19 protein-coding genes and 2 tRNA genes are annotated in these 24,702 nt (G+C 63.8%); 4 read left to right on the top strand and 17 right to left on the bottom strand.

Annotated elements, in window-relative coordinates; translation table 11 throughout:
- Window positions 1–2: 2 nt before the first annotated feature.
- Window positions 3–1,109 (bottom strand): ferredoxin reductase, encoded by a 1,107-nt coding sequence (locus RUU78_RS01345; RefSeq protein WP_313912903.1) that lies wholly within the window; start codon window positions 1,107–1,109, stop codon window positions 3–5.
- An 83-nt stretch (window positions 1,110–1,192) separates the two neighbouring features.
- On the opposite strand from RUU78_RS01345, the gene fabR reads away from it, so the two are divergent.
- Entirely contained in the window at window positions 1,193–1,879 is a 687-nt protein-coding gene (gene fabR / locus RUU78_RS01340; RefSeq protein ID WP_313912901.1) for an HTH-type transcriptional repressor FabR, read from the top strand.
- Window positions 1,880–2,285: 406 nt separating this feature from the next.
- Entirely contained in the window at window positions 2,286–3,998 is a 1,713-nt protein-coding gene (locus RUU78_RS01335; protein ID WP_313912899.1) for a CehA/McbA family metallohydrolase, read from the top strand.
- Between the two features lie 96 nt (window positions 3,999–4,094).
- Here the strand turns inward: RUU78_RS01335 and RUU78_RS01330 are convergent, their stop codons facing one another.
- The 13 genes from RUU78_RS01330 to thrS form a co-directional block, all read right to left on the bottom strand.
- A complete protein-coding gene (locus RUU78_RS01330) occupies window positions 4,095–6,317 on the bottom strand; it encodes a winged helix-turn-helix domain-containing protein (protein ID WP_313912897.1) in 2,223 nt (740 codons plus the stop codon).
- A 250-nt stretch (window positions 6,318–6,567) separates the two neighbouring features.
- Entirely contained in the window at window positions 6,568–7,530 is a 963-nt protein-coding gene (gene pip, locus RUU78_RS01325; protein WP_313912895.1) for a prolyl aminopeptidase, read from the bottom strand.
- A gap of 59 nt (window positions 7,531–7,589) precedes the next feature.
- A complete protein-coding gene (locus RUU78_RS01320) occupies window positions 7,590–8,204 on the bottom strand; it encodes a hypothetical protein (protein WP_313912893.1) in 615 nt (204 codons plus the stop codon).
- Window positions 8,201–9,145: an AraC family transcriptional regulator gene (locus RUU78_RS01315; protein ID WP_313912891.1), complete on the bottom strand. Its 945-nt coding sequence runs from the start codon at window positions 9,143–9,145 to the stop codon at window positions 8,201–8,203. Before RUU78_RS01315 ends, RUU78_RS01320 begins: the two co-directional genes overlap by 4 nt.
- 371 nt (window positions 9,146–9,516) lie before the next feature.
- Window positions 9,517–9,593: transfer RNA gene (locus RUU78_RS01310), tRNA-Pro, on the bottom strand.
- A gap of 141 nt (window positions 9,594–9,734) precedes the next feature.
- Complete coding sequence (locus RUU78_RS01305; protein WP_313912889.1) at window positions 9,735–10,091, bottom strand: MerR family transcriptional regulator; 357 nt, start codon at window positions 10,089–10,091, stop codon at window positions 9,735–9,737.
- A complete protein-coding gene (locus tag RUU78_RS01300) occupies window positions 10,066–10,371 on the bottom strand; it encodes an integration host factor subunit alpha (protein WP_133819102.1) in 306 nt (101 codons plus the stop codon). Before RUU78_RS01300 ends, RUU78_RS01305 begins: the two co-directional genes overlap by 26 nt.
- Window position 10,372: 1 nt before the next feature.
- On the bottom strand, window positions 10,373–12,751 hold the full coding sequence (gene pheT, locus RUU78_RS01295; protein WP_313912887.1) for a phenylalanine--tRNA ligase subunit beta: 2,379 nt from the start codon (window positions 12,749–12,751) through the stop codon (window positions 10,373–10,375).
- 45 nt (window positions 12,752–12,796) lie between these two features.
- Complete coding sequence (pheS, locus tag RUU78_RS01290) at window positions 12,797–13,792, bottom strand: phenylalanine--tRNA ligase subunit alpha (RefSeq protein WP_313912885.1); 996 nt, start codon at window positions 13,790–13,792, stop codon at window positions 12,797–12,799.
- A 195-nt stretch (window positions 13,793–13,987) separates the two neighbouring features.
- Window positions 13,988–14,347, bottom strand: coding sequence for a 50S ribosomal protein L20 (gene rplT / locus RUU78_RS01285; RefSeq protein ID WP_133819099.1), 360 nt, complete (start codon window positions 14,345–14,347; stop codon window positions 13,988–13,990).
- Window positions 14,348–14,362: 15 nt separating this feature from the next.
- Window positions 14,363–14,560, bottom strand: a complete 198-nt coding sequence (gene rpmI, locus RUU78_RS01280; protein WP_133819098.1) for a 50S ribosomal protein L35 — start codon at window positions 14,558–14,560, stop codon at window positions 14,363–14,365.
- Between the two features lie 186 nt (window positions 14,561–14,746).
- On the bottom strand, window positions 14,747–15,280 hold the full coding sequence (infC, locus tag RUU78_RS01275; RefSeq protein ID WP_313913037.1) for a translation initiation factor IF-3: 534 nt from the start codon (window positions 15,278–15,280) through the stop codon (window positions 14,747–14,749).
- A 45-nt stretch (window positions 15,281–15,325) separates the two neighbouring features.
- On the bottom strand, window positions 15,326–17,230 hold the full coding sequence (gene thrS / locus RUU78_RS01270; RefSeq protein ID WP_313912878.1) for a threonine--tRNA ligase: 1,905 nt from the start codon (window positions 17,228–17,230) through the stop codon (window positions 15,326–15,328).
- 366 nt (window positions 17,231–17,596) lie between these two features.
- Here thrS and RUU78_RS01265 point away from each other — a divergent pair, with 366 nt between their 5' ends.
- A complete protein-coding gene (locus RUU78_RS01265) occupies window positions 17,597–18,763 on the top strand; it encodes an alpha/beta hydrolase-fold protein (RefSeq protein WP_313912876.1) in 1,167 nt (388 codons plus the stop codon).
- A gap of 100 nt (window positions 18,764–18,863) precedes the next feature.
- On the opposite strand, the gene RUU78_RS01260 is transcribed toward RUU78_RS01265, so the two are convergent.
- Window positions 18,864–20,990 carry a TonB-dependent receptor gene (locus RUU78_RS01260; protein WP_313912874.1) on the bottom strand — a complete coding sequence of 709 codons (2,127 nt, stop codon included), beginning with the start codon at window positions 20,988–20,990 and terminating at the stop codon, window positions 18,864–18,866.
- Window positions 20,991–21,402: 412 nt separating this feature from the next.
- Window positions 21,403–21,954, bottom strand: coding sequence for an NAD(P)H-dependent oxidoreductase (locus RUU78_RS01255; RefSeq protein ID WP_313912872.1), 552 nt, complete (start codon window positions 21,952–21,954; stop codon window positions 21,403–21,405).
- A 243-nt stretch (window positions 21,955–22,197) separates the two neighbouring features.
- Here RUU78_RS01255 and RUU78_RS01250 point away from each other — a divergent pair.
- Window positions 22,198–22,272 (top strand) — tRNA-Val (locus RUU78_RS01250).
- A 308-nt stretch (window positions 22,273–22,580) separates the two neighbouring features.
- Here the strand turns inward: RUU78_RS01250 and uvrB are convergent.
- Window positions 22,581–24,611 (bottom strand): excinuclease ABC subunit UvrB, encoded by a 2,031-nt coding sequence (gene uvrB, locus RUU78_RS01245; protein WP_313912870.1) that lies wholly within the window; start codon window positions 24,609–24,611, stop codon window positions 22,581–22,583.
- Between the last annotated feature and the right edge of the window lie 91 nt (window positions 24,612–24,702).

Genomic DNA, 24,702 nt, shown 5'->3' with positions numbered 1-24,702 from the left:
GATCACAGGTCGAGGACGAGATCGCTGGCGGCGCTGCTCACGCACAGCCGCAGCGCTGACACCGGTTCGCGTTGCGTGGCGTCGGTATACAGGTGTCGCGTCGTGCCGGAACGCTTGCCGCAGGCGCACGTGTTGCAGATGCCCATGCGGCAGCCCGAGGCCGGATTCAGACCTGCCTCCTCCAGCGCGGTCAGCAGGGACTGGCCGCGCGGCACGACGAGTGTCTCGCCGCGCCGCACGAGCGTCACCCGCACGGTTCCACCTTCCTCCACAATGCGCGTGGGCGGCGTGAACGCTTCGGAGTGGAAGCTCGGCGTACGCGACGCGAGTAGCGCGCGCACGCTTTCGACAAAGCCGCCCGACCCGCAGGCGTAGACATGCCGCTGCGCGGCATCGGGCACGATGATGGACAACTGCTGTTCGCTGACACGGCCCTGGCTTTCGTCAGATGCCAGTGCGTCACCGCGAGTCAGCACGAAGCGGACCTGAAAGTCCGCATGCCGCGCAGCCAGGTCGCGCAGTTCCTCGGTGAAACAGAACTCCTCGCGCGTCCGCGCCCAGTACACCAGCGTCAGCGGCCGCGGCATACCCTGCGCGGCGACGCTGCGGAGCATCGCCATCAGCGGTGTGATGCCGCTGCCGGCGGCAAGAAACAACAGCGGACCGTTTCCGGTACCAGGCAAGGTCATTTCGCCAAAGGCCGGTCCGAGCTCGACTACGTCGCCGACACGGGCGCCCTCGCACAAATGCCGACTGAGCCGGCCACCATCGACCGCCTTGACCGTGATGGCGATGCGACCGTCTGCGCGCGGCATGTCGCTCAGGCTGTAACTGCGGGTCACCCGGATGCCGTCGATTTCGGCGCTGATGTTGACGTGCTGGCCTGCGGTAAAACCCTGCCAGTGGCGATTGGGTCGCAACAGCAAGGTCACGGCGTCGCTCGATGCACGCGTTCGCGCCACGATTCGCGCGAGCGGACGCGCCCACGACAAGGTCGGATGTAGCCGGGACGCCCAGAAGTCGACCGTGGCCGGCACAACGACGGCCTGAGCCAGTTGACGCAAGGCGCGTCGATAGCGCGGAACATGGGCATGGGTTGCGGTAGTCATGCCGGCAGTATACGGATGAGCGCACGATTGTCTATACGCATGTATATTAAATAGGGCGCTATGATTGCCCGCACCCTGCCGCCATGCCTGACGCCGTGACCCAGAACCCCGTATCCGCCGACGCCAGCATCGAACACGCATCACCCGGTCGCCGCGCGACGATATCCCGCGACGATCTGCTCGCTGCCGCGCTGCGGCTGCTCGGGCCCCATCGCAGCGTATCGAGCCTGAGCCTGCGCGAAGTCACCCGCGAAGCCGGGATCGCGCCGAACAGTTTCTATCGTCAGTTCCGCGACATGGACGAGCTCGCGGTCGCCCTGATCGATCTCGCCGGGCGCTCTCTGCGCAAGATCGTCGGGGCGGCGCGCCACCGGGCGGCGACCGATCGCAGCATCGTGCGCGGTTCGGTCGAAGCGTTCATGCAGCAACTGCGCGACGACGACAAGCTGCTGCACGTGCTGCTGCGCGAAGGTACGGTGGGCTCGGACGCCTTCAAGCAGGCCGTGGATCGCGAGCTCACGTTCTTCGAGGAAGAGTTGAGGATCGACCTGGTCCGCCTCGCCGCAGCGGACAACGCCGCGCTGCACGAGCCTGCCCTCGTCGCGCGAGCCATCACGCGACTGGTGTTCGCCATCGGTGCCACCGCGATGGATCTGCCGACGGAACGCGATGCGGAACTGATCCGTCAGCTCACCGAAATGGTGCGAATGATCATCGCGGGATCGCGCGCGGTGGCAGCAGGCACACCTTCCCCAGCGCAGAAAAAATAGCGGGGCTGCGCCGCCCGTGCGCACCTCGGTCCTGCCGCTCCTGTCCCGCGCCCTGGCTCCGATCCGGTCCGAGCCGATTGAGCCGTCGCAGCCACGGCGGACCCGACCAGACTCCGGCGCAGGTAGGTTGCGTGAGTAGCGCCGCCTGCACGGCGATCCGGAAGCGCGCGCTGCCCAACTTTACGAACTGCTGACACGTCGGTGCCATAAAACCTGTCGGATCGCAGGCTATGATCCATGCACGCAAGGGCTGGCCCCCTGCGGCATCGCCCGGAGGACCGCGGCGGCGCAGGAGACGCGGAGGCCGCGTCACCACTTTCGACGATGAATGTTGGCCCCGCGCCGGGATGGCATGCGGGCCGACCGGCGCCTTTGCGCGCGCGAAATCCTAAGGGGGGATTTCAGCATGTCCTTGTTCTCGCTACGGCGGATTGCATCCGCCGTGCTGCTGTTTTGCGCGTCTGTGGCCATGGCTGCCGGAGTGCCGGCCGAGCACGAAGAACTCGAAGCCAGCATCGATGCGCCGTTTCGCGGCGACGATCATGGCGCCCGTGTATTCGGGATCGAACTGCTCTATCCCGGCGCGGCCGCCGTACCGGTCGCTTGGCAACTGGAAATCGTCTCGGACAGCGGCGTGCTGCGGCGCTGGAACGGCAACGCCCAGGCCGGCGACCGGGTGAATCGACTGTCGCTGACCTGGGACGGTCGCGACGATGACGGCTTGCCCCTGCCACTCGGGATATACCGGCTGCAGTTCGCCGCGATCGACGGCGACGCCAAACGGCTGGAACAGGGCCTGGCGGCGCTGGCGGCGGGCGAGCATCTAGCCAATCCGGTCGAACGGCCATTGCTGCAGGAATGGGACGTCGCGGTCGGCACGCCGCCGCCGGTGCGGATGCCGACATTTGTACCGCTGCCGGTCGCCGCCCAGCCGCTGATACGGCGCTCCAACGGCAGCGGGCCGGCGTACACGATCTACTACGGCAACCTGCACAGCCAGACCAACCACAGCGACGGCGGCGGCGATCTCAGCACCTGCAACAACGCGGAAGCGCCGCAGGACGGGGCGTTCGGCCCGGCCGATGCGTTTGCCTACGCACGCGGACACGGCCTGGATTTCCTCATGGCCAGCGAACACAACCACATGTACGACGGCTCGAATGGCACGAACGCGAACGCGCTGCAGCAGGCGGCCCTGGACCTGTACCAGTCCGGGCTGGACCTGACCACGGGTTTCAATACGGCGCACCCGGATTTCCTCGCCATCTACGGCATGGAATGGGGCGTCACGACCAACGGCGGACACCTCAACATCATCGGCGCCGATGCGCTGTACGGCTGGGAATACAACGTGGGAAACCAGCTGATCGGCAGCTTCTACACTCCAAAAAGTGACTATGCTTCGTTATATACCTTCATGCGCGGCCAGCAGGTCCTGGGACAATTCAACCACCCGGCCAGTTCGGGTCAGTTCGTCATCGACGGCGTCGCACTTGCCCAAACCGCCGACGGCGACGACGTCATGGTGCTGGCCGAGGTGTTGAACAGCTCCGCGTTCTCGATCAGCACGACCGAAGAGGAAACCAGCCGCACGAGTTACGAAAGCGTCTGGAAAAAACTCCTGGAGCGCGGCTACCACGTCGCGCCAGCGAGCAACCAGGACAATCACTGCGCCAACTGGGGAGCGTCCTACGGCAATCGCACCGCTGTGCTGATTCCCGCCGGGCTGCCTCTGAATGCACAGAGCTTCCACGACGCGCTGCGCGCCCGGCGCGTGTTCGCCACAACCGATAAAACCGGGCAGATCCTGCTGAGCAGCCGCGAACACGTGATGGGAAGCCGTTTCGCCAACGACGGCGCGCTGACGCTGCGCGTCGACTACGCCAGCGGCAGCGGTCGTGTCGCGAGCCAGGTGCAGATCTACGAAGGCGTCCCCGGCCGCAACGGCACCGTCACGCTGGCCGCGGGCACGGCACTGACCACGCTGAACCCGTCAGCCGGGGAACATTTCTACTATGCAAAGATTACTCAGGACGACGGCAGGCTGCTGTGGTCGGCCCCGATCTGGGTGACGCAGCTGGCAGCGGGCGACGTGATATTCCAAAGCGACTTCTTCTAGCCAAATGCGAAACGAACCGCTGCGCTGAAGCGTCGGCGTTAGGACCTGACCGCCGTGGCGACAAGGCGACTCTTCCGCCGCCACGAATGCCGCGGGTCAAGGACCGGCATCGGGGCCGACCACCGCCGACAGATCCAGCAGCATCACGTCGGTGTCATCGCGCGCCACCACGGGCAGCACCGCTCGCGTAGCGGCGCGATCCAGCGCAAGGCCGCCTTCGGCCAGCGCCCATTCGACCTTGCGCAGCAGCCGCGGCGGACTGCCGTCCCAGGGCTGTACGAACAACTGCGGTTTCATGTCCTCGCCGCTGTAGAGGTAATACAAGCCGGTCGGGTCCACGCGCCAGGCGTTCATGTTCCAGAACTGAACATTGCTGTTGACCCGCTCTTCGCTGCCGCTGGCGAGGTCGATCGAATACAGGCCACCCTCGCTCATGTTGGCGAAGTACAGTTTTCCGTTTCCGGCGCCATCGCTGACGCTATAGGCCGAGGAGTCCGACAGGCGCCGGCTGCTGCGCTTGATGAGGTCGCGCTGCCACATGTGCCAGGCGCCGTCGCGGTCGGACACGTAGAAGATGCTGTGGCCGTCCCAGGAGTAGCTGCCATGGCGGACGTTGTCGCCCTCTGCACTTTCGAGGCGGGTCTGGCCCGAGTCGACCTCGACGGAATACAGCCGGCTCTGGCCGTTGCCGCGCGCGACGTAGAGCACGCGGCGTCCGTCGGGGGACCAGTTAGGTGCGCTGAGCTCGACGTTGTCGTGGTGCGTGATCTGGTACGACGTGCGCGCGCCGGGCTCCGACAGCCAGAGCTGCGAATCGCCGCCGCGGTTGGAGACGAAGGCCAGACGGTCATCGTTCGGCGCGAACGCCGGCCAGCTTTCGCTGCGTGTCGAGGAGGCAATGCCCTCGCCGGCTGCATCGACGGCGGCGTCGAATCGGAAACTCTGCAGGTTCACGTCGGCATTGTCCTGCTGGAACACCGCCAGACCACGGCTGCGACTGACCGCCGGATAGCTTCCGCCGGCGATGCCGAGATTGGCCAGGTCGCCGGATTCGGTGTCGAGCAGATACAGGCTTTGCGTGCCGCCGTGATCGGAGGACAGCAAGATGTGCCGGTTGTCCGGCAGCCAGTCGTAGCCGCGAATGCGTGCGCGCAGGCGCGTCAACTGGCGCGCCGCGCCGCCGCTTGCGCCGACGACGAAGATATCGCTGTAAGGCACGGCACCACGACGAAAGGCGATGCGCGTGCCGTCGGGCGAGGCGCGCGGCTGTATGTCGGGTTGTCCGACGTCACGCTGGTAGTCGAGCGGCGTCACGCGGCCGTCCTCCAGCGCGAGCAGGTGAAGGCTCTTGACGGCTTCCGCGCGCGGCTTGCCGTCGACATCGGGCAATTGGCGCAGACGCGAAATCAGCAGTGAGCGGCCGTCGCGGGTCCAGTCGAAATAGTCGATGAAATGCGGCTCGCAGCTGGACGCCTCGCGCTCGCGACCACCGAGTGCGGCGACGACGACGATGCGACACTCGTCACCGCGCATGCGCACGAACGCGATCTGCGTGCCATCAGGCGACCAGACCGGATAGGTCTCCTCGCTCGCCTCGCTGCGGCTCAATCGGATCGGCGGCGAGCCAGACAGGCCGCGCAGATAAATATGCGGACTTTCGTCGCCAGGGTAACGTGCGGTATAGGCGACCGACGTGCCGTCAGGCGAGATGCTCGGGAAGGTCTCACTGTCGGACTCGGCCGTTACCGGGCGCAGCGGGAAACCGCTCTGAGCGAACAGCGGATTGCGCAGATCCACCCGTGAGGGCGGCGGTGCGCGGCCGAACACCGACAGCAGTGCACACGTCACGACGATGACGGCGGCTACGATCCAGAGGCCGTGCGGCCGCTTGGGCGGATCTTCCGGCGCGAACGATGCGGCCGCGGCGGCCTCGACGGATGGTTCGACCGTAGCGCCAGGAAGGTGTTCCAGCCATTCGACCGACGTCAGCAGCCGATAGCCGACCTTGGGAATCGTCTCGATATGCCGCGGCAGTTTCGGATCTTCTTCGATCGCGCGGCGCAATTCGGTGATGGCATGTGTCAGCACGTCGTCAGTCGGGAACGCGTCGCGCCAGACCGTGTCCAGCAGCTCTGTGCGCGTCTGCGGCGCGCCGTTGGCAAGCATGAGCTGGCGCAGTACAGCCATGGCCTTGGGCGTGGGACGCAGCTCACGCTCGCCACGCAACAGGCGATTGCTGGCCAGGTCGACGAACCAGTCGCCGACGCGGGCAAATCGTGTCTGTTCCTGTGGTCGTAGCACGCGAACGTTGGAGCTCACCCAAGACCCCCGAAACCCATGATTACCGACCCGGCGTGGCATTCGCGCATGTCGCCGCCGAAGACCGCCGTCACTTCCCTGCATTCGTGCGGCGCCGGACCTGCGTCGAGGCAGTGCCGATCGGAGCCCGCACGGCCACTGTCGGCACTGACTGGCGCGCGGTCAACCGCCGCTGTGCGAACGCGCTATTCCGTCCGTCCTCACGCAGCCTACCCGCAAGCGCTGCAACATGCAGGCTCAGCGGAACGTTTCAGCGGAACCGGTCGGTCGCTTCAATCAGTTCGTGGGTGATGCCGGGCTCCATCGCCGAATGGCCGGCATCGGCGACGATGCGCAGATCCGCCTCGGGCCATGCACGGTGCAAGTCCCAGGCAGAACGCGCCGGACACACCACGTCATAGCGTCCCTGCACGATGACGGCAGGGATCTCACGCAGGCGGCGCGCGTTGCGCAGCAGTTGGTCGTCGTGCTCGAAAAAGCCGCCGTGCACGAAGTAATGGCATTCGATACGGGCGAAGGCCAGGGCGAACTGGTCTTCACCGGTCGCCGCGATGTGGGACGGATCCTGGAACAGGAAGCTGGTGGCGCCTTCCCACACCGACCAGGCCTTGGCCGCGGCCGCACGCACCGCCGGGTCGCTGCTGGTCAGACGTCGGTAATAGGCACTCATCAGGTCGCCGCGCTCGACTTCGGGAACCGCGGCAAGATAGGACTCCCAGGCGTCCGGGAAGATTGCATCGCAACCGCGCTGGTAGAACCATTCCAGCTCCCAGCGCCGCAGCATGAAAATACCGCGCAGCACGAGTTCGGTCACACGCCCGGGATGGCTCTGCGCGTAGGCCAGCGCCAGCGTGGAACCCCAGGAACCGCCGAATACCTGCCAGCGGTCGACTCCCAGGTGCTCGCGCAGGCGCTCGATGTCGGCGACGAGATGCCAAGTGGTGTTGTCGCGCAACTCGGCGTGCGGGGTGGAGCGACCGCAGCCACGTTGATCGAACAGCACGATGCGGTAGTGCGCCGGATCGAAGAAACGGCGCGAGTTCGCATTGCAGCCGGCGCCGGGCCCGCCGTGCAGGAACACCACCGGCTTGCCGTGCGGGTTTCCACATTGCTCGTAGTAAACACAGTGCAGGTCGGAAACTTGCAGGCGGCCGCTGTCGAACGGCTCGATCTCGGGATACAACGTTCGGCGCACACCGTTTGCGGAACTCATGACCGGATCCTGGCGGGACAATTCCGCGAGTTTAGCCGGCGCGCGAGCCAGCGCGCAGCTCAGTCGGCGGCGCGCTTGCAGATCAATTCCTGGTTGAGGAATTCACGGCCGTTGGACGCGCGCGAATAGAGGCGTGAACGGGTGCGGCCCTCGTCGAGCCACTGCCAGTCCAGGCGCTCCGCCTGGGCGGCCTCGTTCTTTGGAACGATCTGCACCTTGCCGCTGAGATGGCGCAGATCCGGTGCGAGCTCCGCGTCCAGCGTCATGCGACGGTCGGGCGTGATCGCGTCGAAGCCGCTGCCCAGCACATGCATGGTTTCCGGATCGACGCTGAGCAGATTGATACCGACATGCACGGTGTCGCCGCCGCGCAGCACGGCGTGCACCGATTCCTGCAGGAAGTTGCCCTTGAGCACCCATTCGAAGCGCCGCTTTTGCACGGTTTCCACCATGCGTTCGTGGAAGCGGTCATCCCAGGTACGCAAGCTGCACTCCCAGCTGCCGATCAACGGCTGCGCGAACGATTTGAACGCCTGGCGCGAATCCTGCGCCACGCGGGGATCGACCGCGCCCGAGATCCCGGCGGCCGACAGCAGCAGGATCAGCAGTCCCCCGCGCAGGACCATGCCCCGCGCGCAGTGCGATATCTTCATGAATGCCACGCGTTGACTCATGCCGCCTCCGGCTGATGACTGTACGCGATTCGTGCGCTGCCGCTACCCATCATTCCGAACGCCCGCGTGACGCTGGCGCGTGCCTGCATCAAGGCCATCCGGCGCAGCCGAGTGGCCGGCGTACCGAATTGTTGTTTGAACAGCCGTGCGAATGCGCAGCGGTTGATGAAGCCCATGCGCTGGGCAATGGTACCAATAGGCACACTGGTCTCGACCACCATGCGCCGCGCGCGCAACATGCGTTGCTGCACGAGATAGCGATGCGGCGACGCACCAAACACGCGGTGGAACAGGCGCAGGAAATGCGAGGGCGACAGGCTCGCGACCTGGGCCAGCGCAGCCAGATCCATCGGCACGGCTTGGCCGTGGTCGATCACGTGCTTGGCGCGCAACAGGCGGGCATAGAGCTGCCGCCGATGGCGCTCACTCCGCCCAGGACACTGGGTGAGCGCCTGGGCCAGATTCTGCTGGCGCCGCGACAGCAGGGTGAGCACCTGGTCCAGTGCCGCGTGCGTATCGACCGACAGATCGTGCGCGGACTGCGCCAGGCGCCCTAGCGCCAGGGCGAGTTCGGCGTCCTGGGCGAAGAAGGCCGGCAGCGGATCGACGCTGGCGCGGCCACGCAGACTGGCCGGCGCCAGCCAGAGCACTGCAATACGAATTTCACCGCCGCTAACCGGCTCTACGCGCAGGCCGTTGCCCCCCTCGGTCAGCACAACATCAGACGCGCCGAGTTCTACGCCGCAACCGCGGCTATCGACCTGGACACGACCGCGCAACGCGATGCACAGCGCCGGGGGCGTCCAACCCCAGGACTGGGCATCGCGCAGATCGCCGACCCAGAGCAGGGCTCGCGGGCCGAATCGTTCCAGATAGTCGTCGCGGTCGCGCCAGGACGGAAACGCCGCATTACCTTCATGACGCCAGTGCACGCAGTTCATGCCTCACCCTCCTCGTTGGGACGGCTCGACACTAGGAAGAGGCCTCCAGCGAGTCCCGAGTGCAGGGCGAGTTCGGGGCGAATTCCGCAACATTGGCAGGCGAGGTTTCGGCGAAATCTCGGCGAGGTCGCACAAAATCAACGACTTGACCGGACATTTGCGTAGCTGTCCAGACAAATGCGCGCGAAACGAGGTAGTGCAAGGCTTGTGGGAAAGCGCGGCTGCGCGTTTCGGCAACGTCGAGAAAGTCATGACAAGGCTCTCGCGCGCGACACGGGGGCGCGACGAGATTCAGGCGAGAGAGGAATTGGGCTCATGAGCCCAGACGATCGGGGCTGAATAGCCCGATGCATGCAGTCAAAACCGGCGATTGGTCGGGACGGCGGGATTTGAACCCACGACCCTCTGCCCCCCAGGCAGATGCGCTACCAGGCTGCGCTACGCCCCGACACGGAAACCGGTGATGCAAGAGCCGCCGAGTATAGCCGGCGCACAACAAATGCTGCAACGCAAACGCACGCATGTGATCCTGAGTCGATCAATGCGCAGGCAACCGCCCCAAATCCACCGATTGGCGAAGCCGGACCGATCAGCGGCGCAGGATCTGCAGCACTTCTTCCAGCTCCATGCGCACCTGACGCACGATCTGGCTCGACAGGCTGACTTCGTTGCGTTGCTGCTGACCGTCCAGACGCTGCCGAGCGCCCGTGATGGTGAAGCCCTGGTCATAGAGCAGCGAACGGATCTGCCGGATCATCAGCACGTCATGGCGCTGGTAATACCTGCGGTTGCCGCGTCGCTTGACCGGCTTGAGGTTAGTGAACTCCTGCTCCCAATAGCGCAGCACATGCGGCTTGACGCCGCATAGCTCACTGACCTCACCAATTGTGAAGTAGCGCTTTGCCGGGATTACCGGAAGCTCACTGTTGCTGCCCTGATCCAGCATAGGCCTCGACTCTGACCTTCAGCTTCTGACCCGGCCGGAACGTGACCACACGCCGCGCGGAAATCGGAATTTCCTCGCCGGTCTTGGGATTACGTCCGGGACGCTGATTCTTCTTGCGCAGATCGAAATTGCCAAACCCCGACAATTTGACCTGTTCCCCTTTTTCCAGAGCTTCACGCACTACGTCAAAGAAGGCGTCGACGAATTCCTTGGCCTCTCGTTTGTTGAGGCCGACATCGAGGAACAGTCGCTCCGCCATTTCCGCCTTGGTCAGCGCCATGCTACCCCCGCAGTCTACCGCCGCATTCGCGTTCCAGGGCAGCCAAAGCCGAGGCCACAAAATGGTCTGCTTCCTGATCCGTAAGAGTGCGGTAACTGTCCTGCAAAATCAAGCCAATAGCGAGGCTCTTTAGACCTGAACCTAACGCCCCGCCGCTGTATCGATCAAATACCACAAGTTCGCGCAAAGCCGTTCCACCGACCGCGCGCAACACGCTTTCAACCTGAGTCCATGACACCGCTTCAGGCAGCGCGACCGCGATATCGCGGCGCACCTGGGGGAAGCGCGACAGTTCAGTGGCCATGGGCAGCCGACCGGCGGTGAGCCCGTCGAAATCGAGTTCAAAAGCATAAACGTCGTGATCGAGGTCCAACGCCTTCAACAGGCGCGGGTGCAAAGCACCGATATGGCCCAGCACTGTCCCGTCGACGGAGACTTCTGCGCTGCGGCCTGGGTGAAAGTCCGGTCGGTCTACTGAGTGAAACTCGGCACGACGCTGCCCCCCGGCCAGCCCGATCAGGCTTTCGAGGTCGGCCTTCAGGTCGTAATAGTCGATCGCGCGCTTGTCACCGCCCCAGTGCTCGGGCGCTGCGCGGCCACAGGCGACGACGGCGATGCGGCGGGTTTCCTTCGGGCCGTCGCTGCCAGCAGCGAACACGCGCGCGATCTCGAAAAGACGGATGCGCTCCTGCTGGCGGTTGGCGTTGTGCTTGAGCGCTTCGACCAGGCCAGGCAACAGCGAGGTGCGCATGACCGCGAGATCCGCACTCAGCGGATTGGCCAGGGCAACCGCGCCGTCCTCGCACGACCAGCGCTGCAACCACTCGCGCGCGACAAAGCTGTAGCAGACGGCTTCGTAATAGCCACTCGCGACCAGTTGTGCGCGTGCTCGCTCGGCCGGTACCTCCGACTCGGCGGCAAGATTCAGCCGCAGTTGGCCACTGGGCGCACGCGTCGGCACACGTTCGTAGCCATGCACACGGACGACTTCTTCGATCAGGTCTTCTTCGATCTCGATGTCGAAACGGCGCGACGGCGGCGTGACCGACCAGCCTTGTCCGGTCGATTGGAGGTCCATACCCAGGGCACTCAGGATGCGTTCGACTTCCGCATCCGCCACGTCCATGCCGAGCACGCGACCCAGGCGCAGACGGCGCAGGGCTACAGCATGTCGCTGCGGCAGGTGCGCGGTCGCGACCGCCTCGACGACCGGCCCCGCGCGGCCACCAGCGATCTGCAACAGCAAGCCAGTCGCACGCTCGAGCGCGGCGCGCGGCAGTTCCGGATCGACGCCACGCTCGAAGCGGTGCGATGCATCCGTATGCATGCCCAGTTTGCGCGCGCGACCCATGATCGATGCCGGCGCAAAGTGCGCGCTTTCGAGGAAGACGCTGGTGGTCGATTCGGTGACTCGCGTGTCCAGGCCGCCCATGATGCCGGCCAAGGCAATCGCACGTGCCTTATCGGCAATGACGAGGAACTGCGGATCGAGCGTCGCTTCGCCGCCGTCGAGCAAGGTCAGCTTTTCGCCCGCCGTCGCGCGACGCACGACGACGTCGCCAGCGAGCTTCGCATTGTCGAATGCATGCATGGGCTGGCCGAGTTCGAGCATCACGTAGGCGGTGACGTCGACCACGGCACTGATCGGACGCAGCCCTGCACGGCGCAGACGCTCCTTGAGCCACAGCGGCGACGGCGCCGCCGGATCGATGTCGTCGACGACACGACCGAGGTAGCGCGGGCAGTCCGCATCGGCGTCGAGTCGTACCGCGCGCGTCGATTCCGATGTCGTGGCGACCGCATCGCCCGAGACGTCCTTCAACGGAACGCCGAACAGCGCAGCCACGTCATAGGCCAGTCCGCGTAGGCCAAGGCAGTCCGGCCGGTTCGGCGTCATCTTCAGTTCGATGCTCGCGTCGGGCAGCGCGAGGTAGCCAGCCAGCGCGGCTCCGGTCGGCGCATCGGCCGGCAGCTCCATGAGGCCGGAGGCATCGGCATCGAGCCCCAGTTCCTTGGCCGAACAGAGCATGCCGAAGGAGTCGACACCGCGCAGCGCCGCCTGCCTGATAGTCATGCCGTTGGGCAGACTCGCACCGAGGGTCGCGACGGGCGCCTTGAGGCCCAGGCGTGCGTTGGGCGCGCCGCAGACGATCTGCAGATCCTCGCCATTGCCGATCGACACGCTGCAAACGCGCAGCTTGTCGGCATTCGGATGCTTTTCGCACGCCACGATCTCGCCGACGAACACCCCGTCCAGTCCTTCGCCAAGCGCTTCCACGCCCTCGACTTCGAGCCCGGCCATGGTCAGGCGATGACACAACTCTTTTCTATCGGCCGCCGGGTCGACGAGATCGCGCAACCAGTTTTCGCTGAATTTCATGTGTGGACGTTCACAAAAAGTGGAGGCAGGAGAGCGGATGCCGCATCACGCAAACTGGCGCAGGAAACGCAGGTCGTTCTCGAAGAACTGGCGTAGATCCTTGACGCCGTACCGCAGCATGGCGAATCGCTCGACACCCAGGCCAAACGCGAAACCGGTGTAGCGCTCTGGGTCGATGCCGCAGTTGCGCAGTACATTCGGATGCACCATGCCGCAGCCCAGGACTTCCAGCCAGCGCTCGCTGCCGTCTTCCTGGTCCCAGCGGATGTCGACTTCGGCGGACGGCTCGGTGAACGGGAAATAGCTCGGTCGGAAACGCATGTCGAAATCGCGTTCGAAGAACGCGCGGACGAACTCGGCCAACGTGCCCTTGAGGTCGGCGAAACTCGAGGTTTCATCGATCAGCAGGCCTTCGACCTGATGGAACATGGGGGTGTGGGTCTGGTCCGAATCGCTGCGATAGACCTTGCCGGGCGCGATGATGCGGATTGGCGGTTGCTGCGCACTCATCGCGCGGATCTGCACCGGCGAGGTATGCGTACGCAGCAGGCGGCCGTCGGAAAAATAGAACGTATCGTGCATGGCGCGAGCCGGATGGTGCGGCGGGAAGTTCAGCGCCTCGAAATTGTGATGGTCGTCTTCGATCTCCGGCCCTTCGGCGACCTGATAACCAAGTCGCGCAAAGATATCGGTGATGCGCGCGAGCGTGCGCGACACGGGGTGCACGGCGCCGAGATCGGATACACGGCCCGGCAGGCTGATGTCGATGCGCTCGCGCGCGAGCCGCTCGGCGAACGCGGCCTCCTCCAGCACCACACGGCGCGCGGCGATCGCGCTCTGCAGGCTTTCCTTGGCGCGATTGACGCGCTCGCCCGCGACCTTGCGCTCGTCCGGCGCCAGCTTGCCCAGCGCCTTGAGTTGTTCAGTGACAAGCCCGCTTTTGCCGAGCAGGCCAACGCGCAGGCTTTCCAGATGGTCGATCGACGCAGCTTCGCCGATGCGCGCCAGCGATTCGTCGACCTGCGTCTGCAACACGTCCATGCAAACCCCACAGAAATTTCGGTCTCGCTTGCGGTACGCCGCAAACATCGTTCGTGTCCAGCAATACGCCGCGCCAGTCGGCGCAACAAAAAATATTCCGGACGCACAAAAAAATGGGGAGCGAGGCGACTAGGCCCGCGCTCCCCACGTTTGCAGCCGGCGATGCACCGCATCGCCGAGGATATAACGCTGCTGTTACGCGGCCAGGGCGGTCTTCGCCTTCTCCGCCAGCGCACCAAACGCCGCGATATCGTGCACCGCGATGTCGGCCAGCACCTTGCGATCAACCGTGATGCTGGCCTTCTTCAGACCATTCATCAGGCGGCTGTAGGACAGACCGAACTGACGCGCACCGGCGTTGATACGCACGATCCACAGGCGACGGAACTGGCGCTTGCGCTGCTTGCGGCCGATGTAGGCGTACTGGTGCGCCTTGGTCACGGCCTGCTTGGCTACGCGAAATACTTTGCGGCGGGCGTTGTAGTAGCCCTTCGCCTTGGCCAGGATCTTCTTGTGGCGACGACGCGCCGTTACACCTTTCTTAACTCGTGCCATTGTTCAATCCTCCACTCAAAGATACGGCAGCATGCGTGCGACGCGGCCTGCGTCCTCGGCCCGAACATGGTTCGTGCCGCGCAGGTTGCGCTTACGCTTGGTCGACTTCTTGGTGAGGATGTGGCTCTTGAAGGCGTGGCCGCACTTGAATTTGCCGGACGCCGTCTTGCGGAACCGCTTGGCAGCGGCCCGGTTGGTTTTCATCTTGGGCATGGAACTGCTCCGTTTAGGTTTTTCGTTACTGATCCGAGCGGTGGCGAGATGCCACGCTTTCCGTCCTGCTCGAATCGGCTAATAAGCCCACGCACGCGTAGGCGGGTTCCACGAGTGCCCGGTTCGACGGGGCACAAGATCCCGGTGCAATCCGCGCCGGGAAATTTCTGCATCACGCTTGCGCGCTTACTGCGGTTGCTTCTTCTTCGGCGCGACCATCATGACCATGAGGCGGCCTTCCAGACGCGGCCACTGCTCAACCACCGCTTCTTCGGTGATCTCCGCAGCGATGCGCTTGACCATCGCGTCGCCGAGTTCCACATGCGCCATTTCACGGCCCTTGAAGCGGATAACGACCTTGACCTTGTCACCTTCGGCCAGGAAGCGCTTCATGTTGCGCATCTTGACTTCGTAGTCGCCGTCGTCGGTGGTCGGGCGGAACTTCAGTTCCTTGATCTCGACCTGTTTCTGCTTCTTCTTGGCCGCGTGGGCCTTCTTCTGCATCTCGAACTTGAACTTGCCGAAGTCCATGATGCGGCAGACGGGCGGGTCTGCGTTGGGCTGGATCTCGACGAGATCCAGCTCCAGATCCTGAGCCATGCGCAGCGCGTCATCGCGCGACAAGACCCCGACCTGTTCCCCGTCTGCGCCGATCACGCGTACCCGCGGGACGCGGATCTCGAGATTGCGGCGGTTGGCTTTTTCAGCAGTGGCGGCGATACGCGCGTCCTCCCAGAAATCAATAACTATCGAACGATCAATGGCTTAAGCCCCGATCTGTTCGCCCTTTAGACGATCCATGAACTGGGCTACCGACATCGAACCCAGATCCTCGCCCGAACGAATACGCACAGAAACGGTCCCGTTTTCCTTTTCGCGATCACCGATCACGAGGAGATACGGAACCTTCTGGAGCGTGTGCTCGCGGATTTTATAGCCGATCTTCTCGTTGCGCAAATCCGCCTCTACCCGGAAGCCTTGCGCGACAAGGGTTTGCACCGCCTCGGCCACGGCATCGGACTGAGCATCCGTGATATTCATCACGACCGCCTGGATCGGAGCAAGCCAGGAAGGGAAGTTGCCGGCGTGATGCTCGATCAGTACGCCGATGAACCGTTCCAGCGATCCGACGATCGCACGGTGGAGCATGACCGGCGTGTGCCGCGCCGAATCCTCGCCGACATATTCCGCGCCGAGGCGACCCGGCATGGAGAAGTCGACCTGCATGGTGCCGACCTGCCAGGCGCGACCGATCGAGTCCTTCATGTGGTATTCGATCTTCGGGCCGTAGAACGCGCCTTCGCCAGGCAGTTCCTGCCATTCCACGCCGCTGGCGCGCAACGCCGTGCGCAGCGTTTCCTCAGCCTTGTCCCAGACGTCGTCCGAACCGATGCGCTTGTCCGGCCGCAGCGCGATCTTGAGCGCGATATCGGAGAACCCGAAATCGGCATAGACCTGCATGGCCTGGCGATGGAACGCCGTGACCTCGGACTCGATCTGCGACTCCATGCAGAAGATATGACCGTCGTCCTGGGTGAAACCGCGCACACGCATGATGCCGTGCAACGCGCCGGAAGGCTCGTTGCGGTGGCAGGCACCGAACTCCCCGTAGCGGATCGGCAATTCCTTGTACGAATGCAGCCCGTGGTTGTAGATCTGTACGTGACCCGGACAGTTCATGGGCTTGAGTGCGTAGTCGCGATTTTCAGAGCCCGTCGTGAACATGTTCTCGCGATAATTCTCCCAGTGACCCGTCTTCTGCCACAGGGTCTGATCGAGGATCTGCGGACAGCGCACTTCCTGGTAGCCGCTGGCGCGGTAGACCTTGCGCATGTACTGCTCGACGACCTGCCATATCGCCCAGCCTTTGGGATGCCAGAACACCAGGCCCGGAGCCTCTTCCTGCAGATGGAAAAGCTCCAGCGCCTTGCCAATCTTGCGGTGGTCGCGCTTCTCGGCTTCCTCAAGCTGGGTCAGGTAGGCCTTGAGATCCTTCTCATTGAGCCAGGCCGTACCATAGACACGCTGCAACATCTCGTTCTTGGCATCGCCGCGCCAATACGCGCCGGCGACCTTCATGAGCTTGAAGGCCTTGAGCTTGTTTGTGTTGGGTACGTGCGGACCGCGACACAGGTCGATGAAGTCGCCCTGCGAATACAGAGACAACGCTTCGTTGGCCGGGATCGAGGCGATGATCTCGGCCTTGTAGATCTCACCTTTGTTCTTGAAGAAGTCGACCGCGGCATCGCGCTCCATCTCCGAACGCGTCACCGGCAGGCCCTCGGCCACGATCTTCTTCATCTCGGCTTCGATCTTCTCCAGGTCTTCCGGCGTGAACGGATTCTTGCGCGCGAAATCGTAGAAGAAGCCGTTGTCGATGACGGGGCCTATCGTCACCTGGGTGTCGGGGAACAGGCGCTGAGCGGCCTGAGCCAGCAGATGCGCGGTGGAGTGCCGGATCACCTCGAGTGCGTCCGGATGTTTCTCCGTGACGATTTCGAGGCCGGCGTCGGCGTCGATGCGATGACTGGTGTCGACGAGCTTGCCGTCGACCTTTCCGGCGAGGGCCGACTTGGCCAGGCCAGGCCCGATGGAAAGCGCGACGTCCTGCACCGAAACCGCGTGCTCGAACTCGCGCTGGCTGCCGTCAGGTAGCGTGATGCGGATCATGGGTTATGCCTCGGATTGCCGCGTCGTTGCGTAGGGAGACGCGGCCAATAAAAAAGGGCGCCGAGCGCCCTTGTTCGGGTGGCTCTGCGCGGATTTCAGTGCAGGACGACAGTTCGCGTGCTCATGTCACACCCTCGACCGGCGCGTTGGCGCGGGCCACCAGAGTCGGTGCGTCGCGGACGGCGACGCAGATAAACGGAAACTAGTGCACTGCAGCAGGCGCTGTCAACGCCATCGACGGCGCCATGCGACCCGCAGCTGGAGCCGGACAGGCGCGACCGGCGAGACGACGGCGAGAGTTGAAACTGGCGCAATTTGCTTCAAGATCGCGCGCCTTGCCGTCGCGCTCGCCCAGAGGAGAGTTCCATGTTCCGCCCCCTGATCGCCCTACTGCTTCTTCTGCTGTGCTGCGCCAGCATCCATGCCGCAGAGCCCGTTGCCATCGGACAGCACTATCAGCTGCGCTCCCAGGTGCTTGAGGAGGACCGCAGCTATCGCGTTTACCTGCCGGCCACGTATCGCTGGGCAACGAACCGCCGCTATCCGGTGCTGTTTCTGCTCGACGGTCAGACGCGTTTCGGCCATGGCGCGACCTCGGTCGACACGTTGGCCGCCAGCGGCGACATACCGGAAATGATCGTCGTCGGCATCGACAGCACACAGCGCACACGCGATTTCACGCCGACGAACTGGGAAGCGACGCCCGGCGGCGGCGGCGCCGACAAGTTCAAGAGTTTCCTCTCGACCGAACTGTTGCCGTCGATTGATAAGGAATACCGTACCAACGGCTTCCGCGTGCTATCCGGCCACTCGCTCGGCGGACTGTTCGTGCTGCACTGCCTGACTGCCGAACCCGCCCTGTTCCAGGGCTACATGGCGATCGCGCCTAGCCTCGACTGGGACAAGCAGCTGGCCCAGCGCGCGCTGCAAAAGACCTTCGAGGTGGACAGCACTATCAAGGGTTTCGCCTATATCGCCCGCGCCGATGACGCCGGCCCGGCGCTCGCGGATTTCGAGTCCGTCGCCGACACCTTCAAGAACAAGGCGCCGCCGGGTCTACGCTGGCAGGCCGCTGCGTTTCCGGAAGAAACCCATGTGAGTGTGCCGTTGCTCGCGCAAATCGATGCGCTGCGCCGGCTGTACCCGGGTTACCGGTTCCCCTCGGATGACTACGCGAAGGGACTGGCCAACGCCGAAGAGCATTTCTCCAAAGTATCGCGCATCGTCGGCATGCCGTTGCCGATTACGGAAGAAGCGCTGGCCGGCGTCGCCTATGCACTGCTCGACAGCAAGCCGAAGGATGCCCTGAAGCTGTTCCAGCGCAATCTCGACGAGAACCCGAATTCGACCGACGCTCATCTGGGCATGGCCGAGGCATTGGCCAGAAACGCAAAATGGAAAGATGCTGCACGCGAAGCCGACCGCGCGGTCGCGCTGGCCGCCGAGTACCAGCTGCCGGCCACCGCGCAAGGCTACTACCGGGACAAGGCCGCCCGGATCAAGGAAGGCCCCAAGAAGAAAAGCACGAAGTAGGAAACAGACAAGAAGAATGAGAACAGAGTAAGAGCAGCACCCGCAGCAGCTCTTACTCGTTCCTCGCTACTCTCTCTTTCTTGGTCGCATGACCAAGCCGTCAGAATGTCCAGTCGAAGATCACGCTGGCGCTGCGGCCCATCTCGTCCGAACCCGAACCATGTTCGCGATAGCGGCGGTCAGCGATGTTGTCGAGCAGCAGAGTGAGCGTGGTTTCCGGCGCAAATTCCCAGGCCAGACGCGTATTCCAGGTGTTCCAGCCGGCAGTGCCCTCGGGATTGATGCGCGGGTCGGTCAGGTCGCGCGGGCTCAGGCGATCCTGGCGCATGGCATAGACCGCATTCACGTCGAGGCTCAGCTCCGGCGAGAAATAGTGCAGCAGGCCCAGCCGTCCGCTTAGCGGTGGTACGCGATCCGCATCGTAGCTGTCACCGAGATACGCCTCCTCGCCGCGCGTGAAATTGAGCACGCCGTAGAACTGGCTCGCCTCGCTGAAGAACCAGCGACCTCCCGTTTCCAGACCCCAGAGATCCAGTTCCGTGACGTTCGCGTTCGTGACAATGATCGCGCCGGTATCGGTCAGATCGCCGGTTTCGATCGTGGTGATCTTGTCCTTGTAATTCGACTTCCAGACGAAAGCCTCGGCCTGCCAGCGCGGGTTGTCCCACTTCAGGCCCAGGTCGTAGGTAATCACCGTTTCGGGTTTCAGGTCGGTGTTCGGTATCGCAAAGCGATTGCTCGGGCGGCTGCCGAACACACCGAGGTCGAAAATGTTCGGCGCGCGAAAGCCACGGCCGATATTGCTTACGACATGCACGGTTTCGCTGGCCTTGAAGGTCAGTCCTGCGTTGCCGGTCAAATCGTCAGGACTGAGCTTTACGCCGGCGCCCTGCGCGTTGGGCGCCAGTTCGATGTCGAAGCTGGAATAGCGCCCACCCAGATCGAGCTGCCACTGGGGCGAGAGCGTGATGCTGTCGTTCACGAACAGCGCGTAACTGTCCATGGTCGAGCCGTCCGGAAACCGCGACGGGCGCGCACTGACGACGTTGGTATTGATGTTCAGACGCTCGCGGAAGCTGTCGATCGTGTCGTAATAGGCTTCCGCGCCGTAGACGATGGCGTGGTTGCCCGCTTCCTTGTTGAACGTCGCCGTGACGCCGCGCAGCCGGCTCGCGTTCTGTTCCAGCTCGCGGTTCGCCGACCCGAAATCGCGCGAGCGGCGGTCGTCGTTGATTTCCTGGTAGCCCGCATGGAATTCTGCGCGGTCGAACCAGCTGGCGTCCTGTTCGATCACATAGCGCGCCTGCACGAACAGGCGGTCCTGCGGCTGGAAATAGAATTCGGACGAGCTCGGCCGGGTCTGGTGGAAACTCGTCAACAGTTCATCTACGCGTGCGGTCTTTGGCTGCTTGAGGTATGCGGCCGACAGCATGAGCTCGTGCCCTGCCGCCGGACTCCAGAGCAGCTTCGTATCCGCCGCCCAGGAACTGAAATCGGTATACGGCAGCCGGCCGCCGTCACCGCCGAGCTTGCGCTGGCCCACGTCCTGCACCGTCACACCACCGGAAATCGAAATGCCGTCCTTGCCAGCCGCACCGGCGATGCGGCCGAGACTCGACAGATCACCGCTCGTGTACTGCGCGCGGAAACGGCCGCGGCTATCCCAGGAACTGCCCTCGAAGCGTTCTTCCGGCGTCAGGATATGTACGACGCCACCCATCGCGTCGGATCCGTACAAACTCGACTGCGCGCCTCGCACCAGCTCGATCTGCTGCACGTTCTGCGAATCGGCAAGCGCGAAATATTGGTTCGGCGAGTTGCGGAAGAACGCGGTGTTCATGCGGAACCCATCGACCATGTGAAGCACTTCTGAACCCTTGAGGCCGCGTACGATGGGAATGGCCTGGCCCGGCGTGGTCGACTGGATAAAGGCACCCGGCTGGGCACGCAGGTAATCCGCAATGGTCAGCGCCGGCTTCTCGCGGATCTCGTCCTGGCCAATGACGGTCACGGCCGTTGCCACATCGAAGTTGGACTTCGCCGCGCGCGTCGCGGTGACCTGGATCTGCTCCAGGGGCTGCTCGCCGCCTCCGCCTGCGGACTCATTCGCCCCGGTGGTTTCGGCGGCATACGCGGCAGCACTTGCCTCCGCTTCAATCGTCGCCTCGGCAAGCACCGGCGTGGCCAAGGCGAGAAGAATCGCACCCAATAGAGCGGAAGAACGCATGGAGGAGCCCTGTTAGCGAGTCGTTAAGACCGGGAAAGCGGGATTGTCCTCAGTTCGCGAGCGATATCATCAGCCGAGAGACTTAGATGGAATCATTCTTCCGGCTTATCGCAATAAATGCCGGATCCAGCTCCTGCCTGCTCGTCTGGATCCATGCGTTCCTGGAGCCACTCACGCCATCGCGAAGATCGACGATCAGAACGTAACAAATTGCGTCGAGACGCGAACAGGAATGCCTGTCCGACCTGCGCCAAACGCGCCGAACGTTGCTCCGTCAGCGACGGGCATGCTCCCCCGGCTTGCTGAAGACGCTGAGACGTGCGGAAACGGCGCCGCATCGGTGCAGGCCGCGCCCTGAGATCCAGCCCCCGCCGCTCGAACCGGAACCCACCCCGATTGCAGTGGCCGTGAGTCAGGCGGCGTGCTGACGGATCCAATCGGCATAGCGATCCATCCAGCCCTGCAGAAAGTCGCGGCTGGCGGAACCGATGTTGCCGTCGGTGTCGAACAGCCCCTCCTTCGCATGGACGAAGGCTTCGGGTTGCCCCAGCACCGGCGTATTCAGATATGCCAGGACATTGCGCAAGTGCTGCTGCGCCAGTGCCGTGCCCATTGCGCCGATCGATGCGCCAATGACTCCCGCCGGCTTGTTGTTCCAGACGCTTTTGCCATACGGGCGAGAGCCGTGATCCAGCGCGTTCTTGAGCACGCCTGGGATGGACCGGTTGTACTCGGGCGTGACGAACAGCAGACCGTGCGCCGAGGTGATTTCACCCTTGAGGCGCTTGACCGAATCCGCCGGGTTGGCGTCGTCGTCCTGGTTATAAAGCGGCAGGTCGTCGATGCGCGAGGTCTCGAAGCTGAAATCGGCCGGACCGAGACGGCTCAGCGCGGTCGCCAGCTTCTTGTTGAATGAATCCTTGCGCAGGCTTCCGACGATCACGGCGATGCGATACTGGCTCATGGCAACTCCTTAGCGACTGTAATTTGGGACCGGATGCAGCGTGCTTCGCCTTGAACGGCGAACACCGGCATTCCTCGGCGGGGCAGGATCGGACACTGAGGAGTGGCGCGACCGCGCCTTACTGTATGCCCGCGACGGCGTGCGATCAGCGTCAATTCCGGCGCACACCGTCTCTGTTCCGGTGACAATGCTCGAGGGGTTGTGCCGTCGCAACGACTCCGCTATATTTCGCGCCCCTTCATCGGGCGCGTAGCTCAGCGGTAGAGCACTACCTTGACATGGTAGGGGTCACAGGTTCGATCCCTGTCGCGCCCACCAGTTCCAGCAAAACGGCGTGAGTCCTGGACTCGCGCCGTTTTTGTTTGTTCGGTTTTCCTGCCGTGGTGGCTTTCGCCCCCTATCTGGTTCGCCACCCGCTGATTCGCGCCCGCCGCTGTCGAGATCGCCCTTCAGATTTGCGTGTGCGCCCGCATCCGGGCGCAGCCGCGCATTCGCTCCCGCGATGCGGTGCGGATGCCTCCCGCGCTTGTGATGGAGCGCACCGGCGGCGCGCGTCGCGCGTGACGATCCGAACCATTCAGCGCCGCCTCGACCCCGGCAGAACCGCAGCCAAGGCGGCCGCGGGGCTAACCGATAAGTCCTTCGCTGCGCAACTTGTGGATCTCGTCGCGCACTCGCGCTGCCTGCTCGAATTCCAGATCCTGCGCATGCTTGTACATCTGCGTCTCAAGCTTCTTGATGCGCGCAGCGACCTGGTCCGGCGACAGCAGCGAATAGTCCACCGGCGTTTCAGCGACCTTGCGTTCGGACTTGCCACGCCCGCTCCCGCGCGTCTTCTCGCTCGCGGCATCGAAACGCGCGCCTTCCATGATGTCGGAAACCTTGCGCACGACCGACCGTGGCGTGATGCCGTGCTCGAGGTTGTATTCGACCTGCTTGGCACGGCGCCGATCGGTTTCCCCCATCGCCGCCTTGATGGAATCGGTGATCCGGTCAGCGTAGAGGATCGCCTTGCCGCGCAGGTTGCGGGCGGCGCGGCCAATGGTCTGCACCAACGATCGCTCGGAGCGCAGGAAGCCTTCCTTGTCCGCGTCGAGGATCGCGACCAGCGACACTTCGGGCATGTCCAGGCCCTCGCGCAGCAAGTTGATCCCGACAAGCACGTCGAACACGCCAAGGCGCAGATCGCGGATGATCTCGACGCGCTCCACGGTCTCGATGTCCGAATGCAGGTAGCGCACCCGCACCCCGTTGTCGGCCAGATATTCGGTCAGGTTTTCCGCCATGCGCTTGGTCAATGTCGTGACGAGCACGCGGTCGCCGAGCTCGATGCGCGCACGCGCCTCGCTGAGCAGATCGTCGACCTGGGTCGATACCGGACGTATCTCGACCTCGGGATCGATCAGCCCGGTCGGCCGCACGAGGAGTTCCACCACGCTGCCCTGGGACTTATCGAGTTCGTACCTGGCCGGCGTGGCCGAGACGAAGACGGAACGCGGCGCGCGCGCCTCCCACTCCTCGAAACGCAGCGGCCGGTTGTCCAGCGCCGACGGCAGGCGGAAGCCGAATTCGACCAGGGTTTCCTTGCGTGAACGATCGCCCTTGTACATGCCGCCCAGCTGCGGCACGGTCACATGCGATTCGTCCACGACCAGCAACGCATCCGGCGGCAGATAGTCAAACAGCGTCGGCGGCGGATCACCCGGAACACCGCGCGTCAGGTGGCGCGAGTAATTCTCGATGCCTTGGCAATAGCCGATCTCGACCATCATCTCCAGGTCGAACTGCGTCCGCTGCTGCAGGCGCTGAGCCTCGAGCAGCTTGTTCGCCTTGTGCAGGTAGTCCAGCCTTTCACGCAACTCCTCCTTGATCGTCTCCACTGCGTGCAGCACGTTTTCGCGCGTCGTCGCGTAATGCGTCTTGGGATAGATAGTGAACCGTGGCACCTTGCGCAGCAGCGCACCGGTCAGCGGATCGAAAATCGAGAGGTTCTCGATGTCGCCGTCAAACAGTTCGATGCGCAGTGCCTCGACTTCGCTCTCGGCCGGGAAAACGTCGATGACGTCTCCGCGTACGCGGTAGCTGCCACGCTTGAGTTCGTAGTCGCCGCGCGTGTATTGCAGTTCGGTCAGGTGGCGGATGAGTTCACGCTGGTCGGTATGCTCGCCACGCATCAGGTGCATGCGCATCTTGAGATACTGGTCGGGGTCACCGAGACCGTAGATGGCCGAGACCGTCGCGACGATCAGCGAATCCCGCCGCGACAGCAGCGCCTTGGTCGCCGAGAGGCGCATCTGCTCGATGTGGTCGTTGATCGAGGAGTCCTTCTCGATGTACGTGTCACTCGACGGTACGTAGGCCTCCGGCTGGAAGTAGTCGTAGTAGCTCACGAAATACTCGACCGAGTTGTGCGGGAAGAACTCCTTGAACTCGCCGTAGAGCTGCGCCGCCAGGGTCTTGTTCGGAGCCAGCACCAGCGTCGGCTTCTGGACCTGCTGGACCACATTGGCAATTGTGTAGGTCTTGCCCGACCCGGTGACGCCCAGCAGCGTCTGGTGTGCAACGCCCGACTGGAACCCTTCGACGAGACGCGCGATGGCCGCCGGCTGGTCACCGGCCGGCTGATACGGGGCTACCAGTTGAAACTGATCGGTCATGAGCTACTCCGTTCGATCGAGCAGTATAGGTGGGGGCCAGTAGGGGTAGCGATCAAGCCTGTCCTGACTCGAAAGGTTCCGATTCGGATTT

This window comes from Tahibacter sp. (genome assembly GCF_032229445.1).
Taxonomy (GTDB): Bacteria; Pseudomonadota; Gammaproteobacteria; order Xanthomonadales; family Rhodanobacteraceae; genus Tahibacter.
This window is presented reverse-complemented; position numbering and strand designations above follow the sequence as displayed.

Bases quoted from the DNA above. Each gene is read 5' to 3' on its own strand.
- RUU78_RS01345 (WP_313912903.1), bottom strand. From the start codon at position 1,109: ATGACTACCGCAACCCATGCCCATGTTCCGCGCTATCGACGCGCCTTG.
- fabR (WP_313912901.1), top strand. From the start codon at position 1,193: ATGCCTGACGCCGTGACCCAGAACCCCGTATCCGCCGACGCCAGCATC.
- RUU78_RS01335 (WP_313912899.1), top strand. From the start codon at position 2,286: ATGTCCTTGTTCTCGCTACGGCGGATTGCATCCGCCGTGCTGCTGTTT.
- pip (WP_313912895.1), bottom strand. From the start codon at position 7,530: ATGAGTTCCGCAAACGGTGTGCGCCGAACGTTGTATCCCGAGATCGAG.
- RUU78_RS01320 (WP_313912893.1), bottom strand. From the start codon at position 8,204: ATGAGTCAACGCGTGGCATTCATGAAGATATCGCACTGCGCGCGGGGC.
- RUU78_RS01315 (WP_313912891.1), bottom strand. From the start codon at position 9,145: ATGAACTGCGTGCACTGGCGTCATGAAGGTAATGCGGCGTTTCCGTCC.
- RUU78_RS01305 (WP_313912889.1), bottom strand. From the start codon at position 10,091: ATGCTGGATCAGGGCAGCAACAGTGAGCTTCCGGTAATCCCGGCAAAG.
- RUU78_RS01300 (WP_133819102.1), bottom strand. From the start codon at position 10,371: ATGGCGCTGACCAAGGCGGAAATGGCGGAGCGACTGTTCCTCGATGTC.
- pheT (WP_313912887.1), bottom strand. From the start codon at position 12,751: ATGAAATTCAGCGAAAACTGGTTGCGCGATCTCGTCGACCCGGCGGCC.
- pheS (WP_313912885.1), bottom strand. From the start codon at position 13,792: ATGGACGTGTTGCAGACGCAGGTCGACGAATCGCTGGCGCGCATCGGC.
- rplT (WP_133819099.1), bottom strand. From the start codon at position 14,347: ATGGCACGAGTTAAGAAAGGTGTAACGGCGCGTCGTCGCCACAAGAAG.
- rpmI (WP_133819098.1), bottom strand. From the start codon at position 14,560: ATGCCCAAGATGAAAACCAACCGGGCCGCTGCCAAGCGGTTCCGCAAG.
- thrS (WP_313912878.1), bottom strand. From the start codon at position 17,230: ATGATCCGCATCACGCTACCTGACGGCAGCCAGCGCGAGTTCGAGCAC.
- RUU78_RS01265 (WP_313912876.1), top strand. From the start codon at position 17,597: ATGTTCCGCCCCCTGATCGCCCTACTGCTTCTTCTGCTGTGCTGCGCC.
- RUU78_RS01260 (WP_313912874.1), bottom strand. From the start codon at position 20,990: ATGCGTTCTTCCGCTCTATTGGGTGCGATTCTTCTCGCCTTGGCCACG.
- RUU78_RS01255 (WP_313912872.1), bottom strand. From the start codon at position 21,954: ATGAGCCAGTATCGCATCGCCGTGATCGTCGGAAGCCTGCGCAAGGAT.
- uvrB (WP_313912870.1), bottom strand. From the start codon at position 24,611: ATGACCGATCAGTTTCAACTGGTAGCCCCGTATCAGCCGGCCGGTGAC.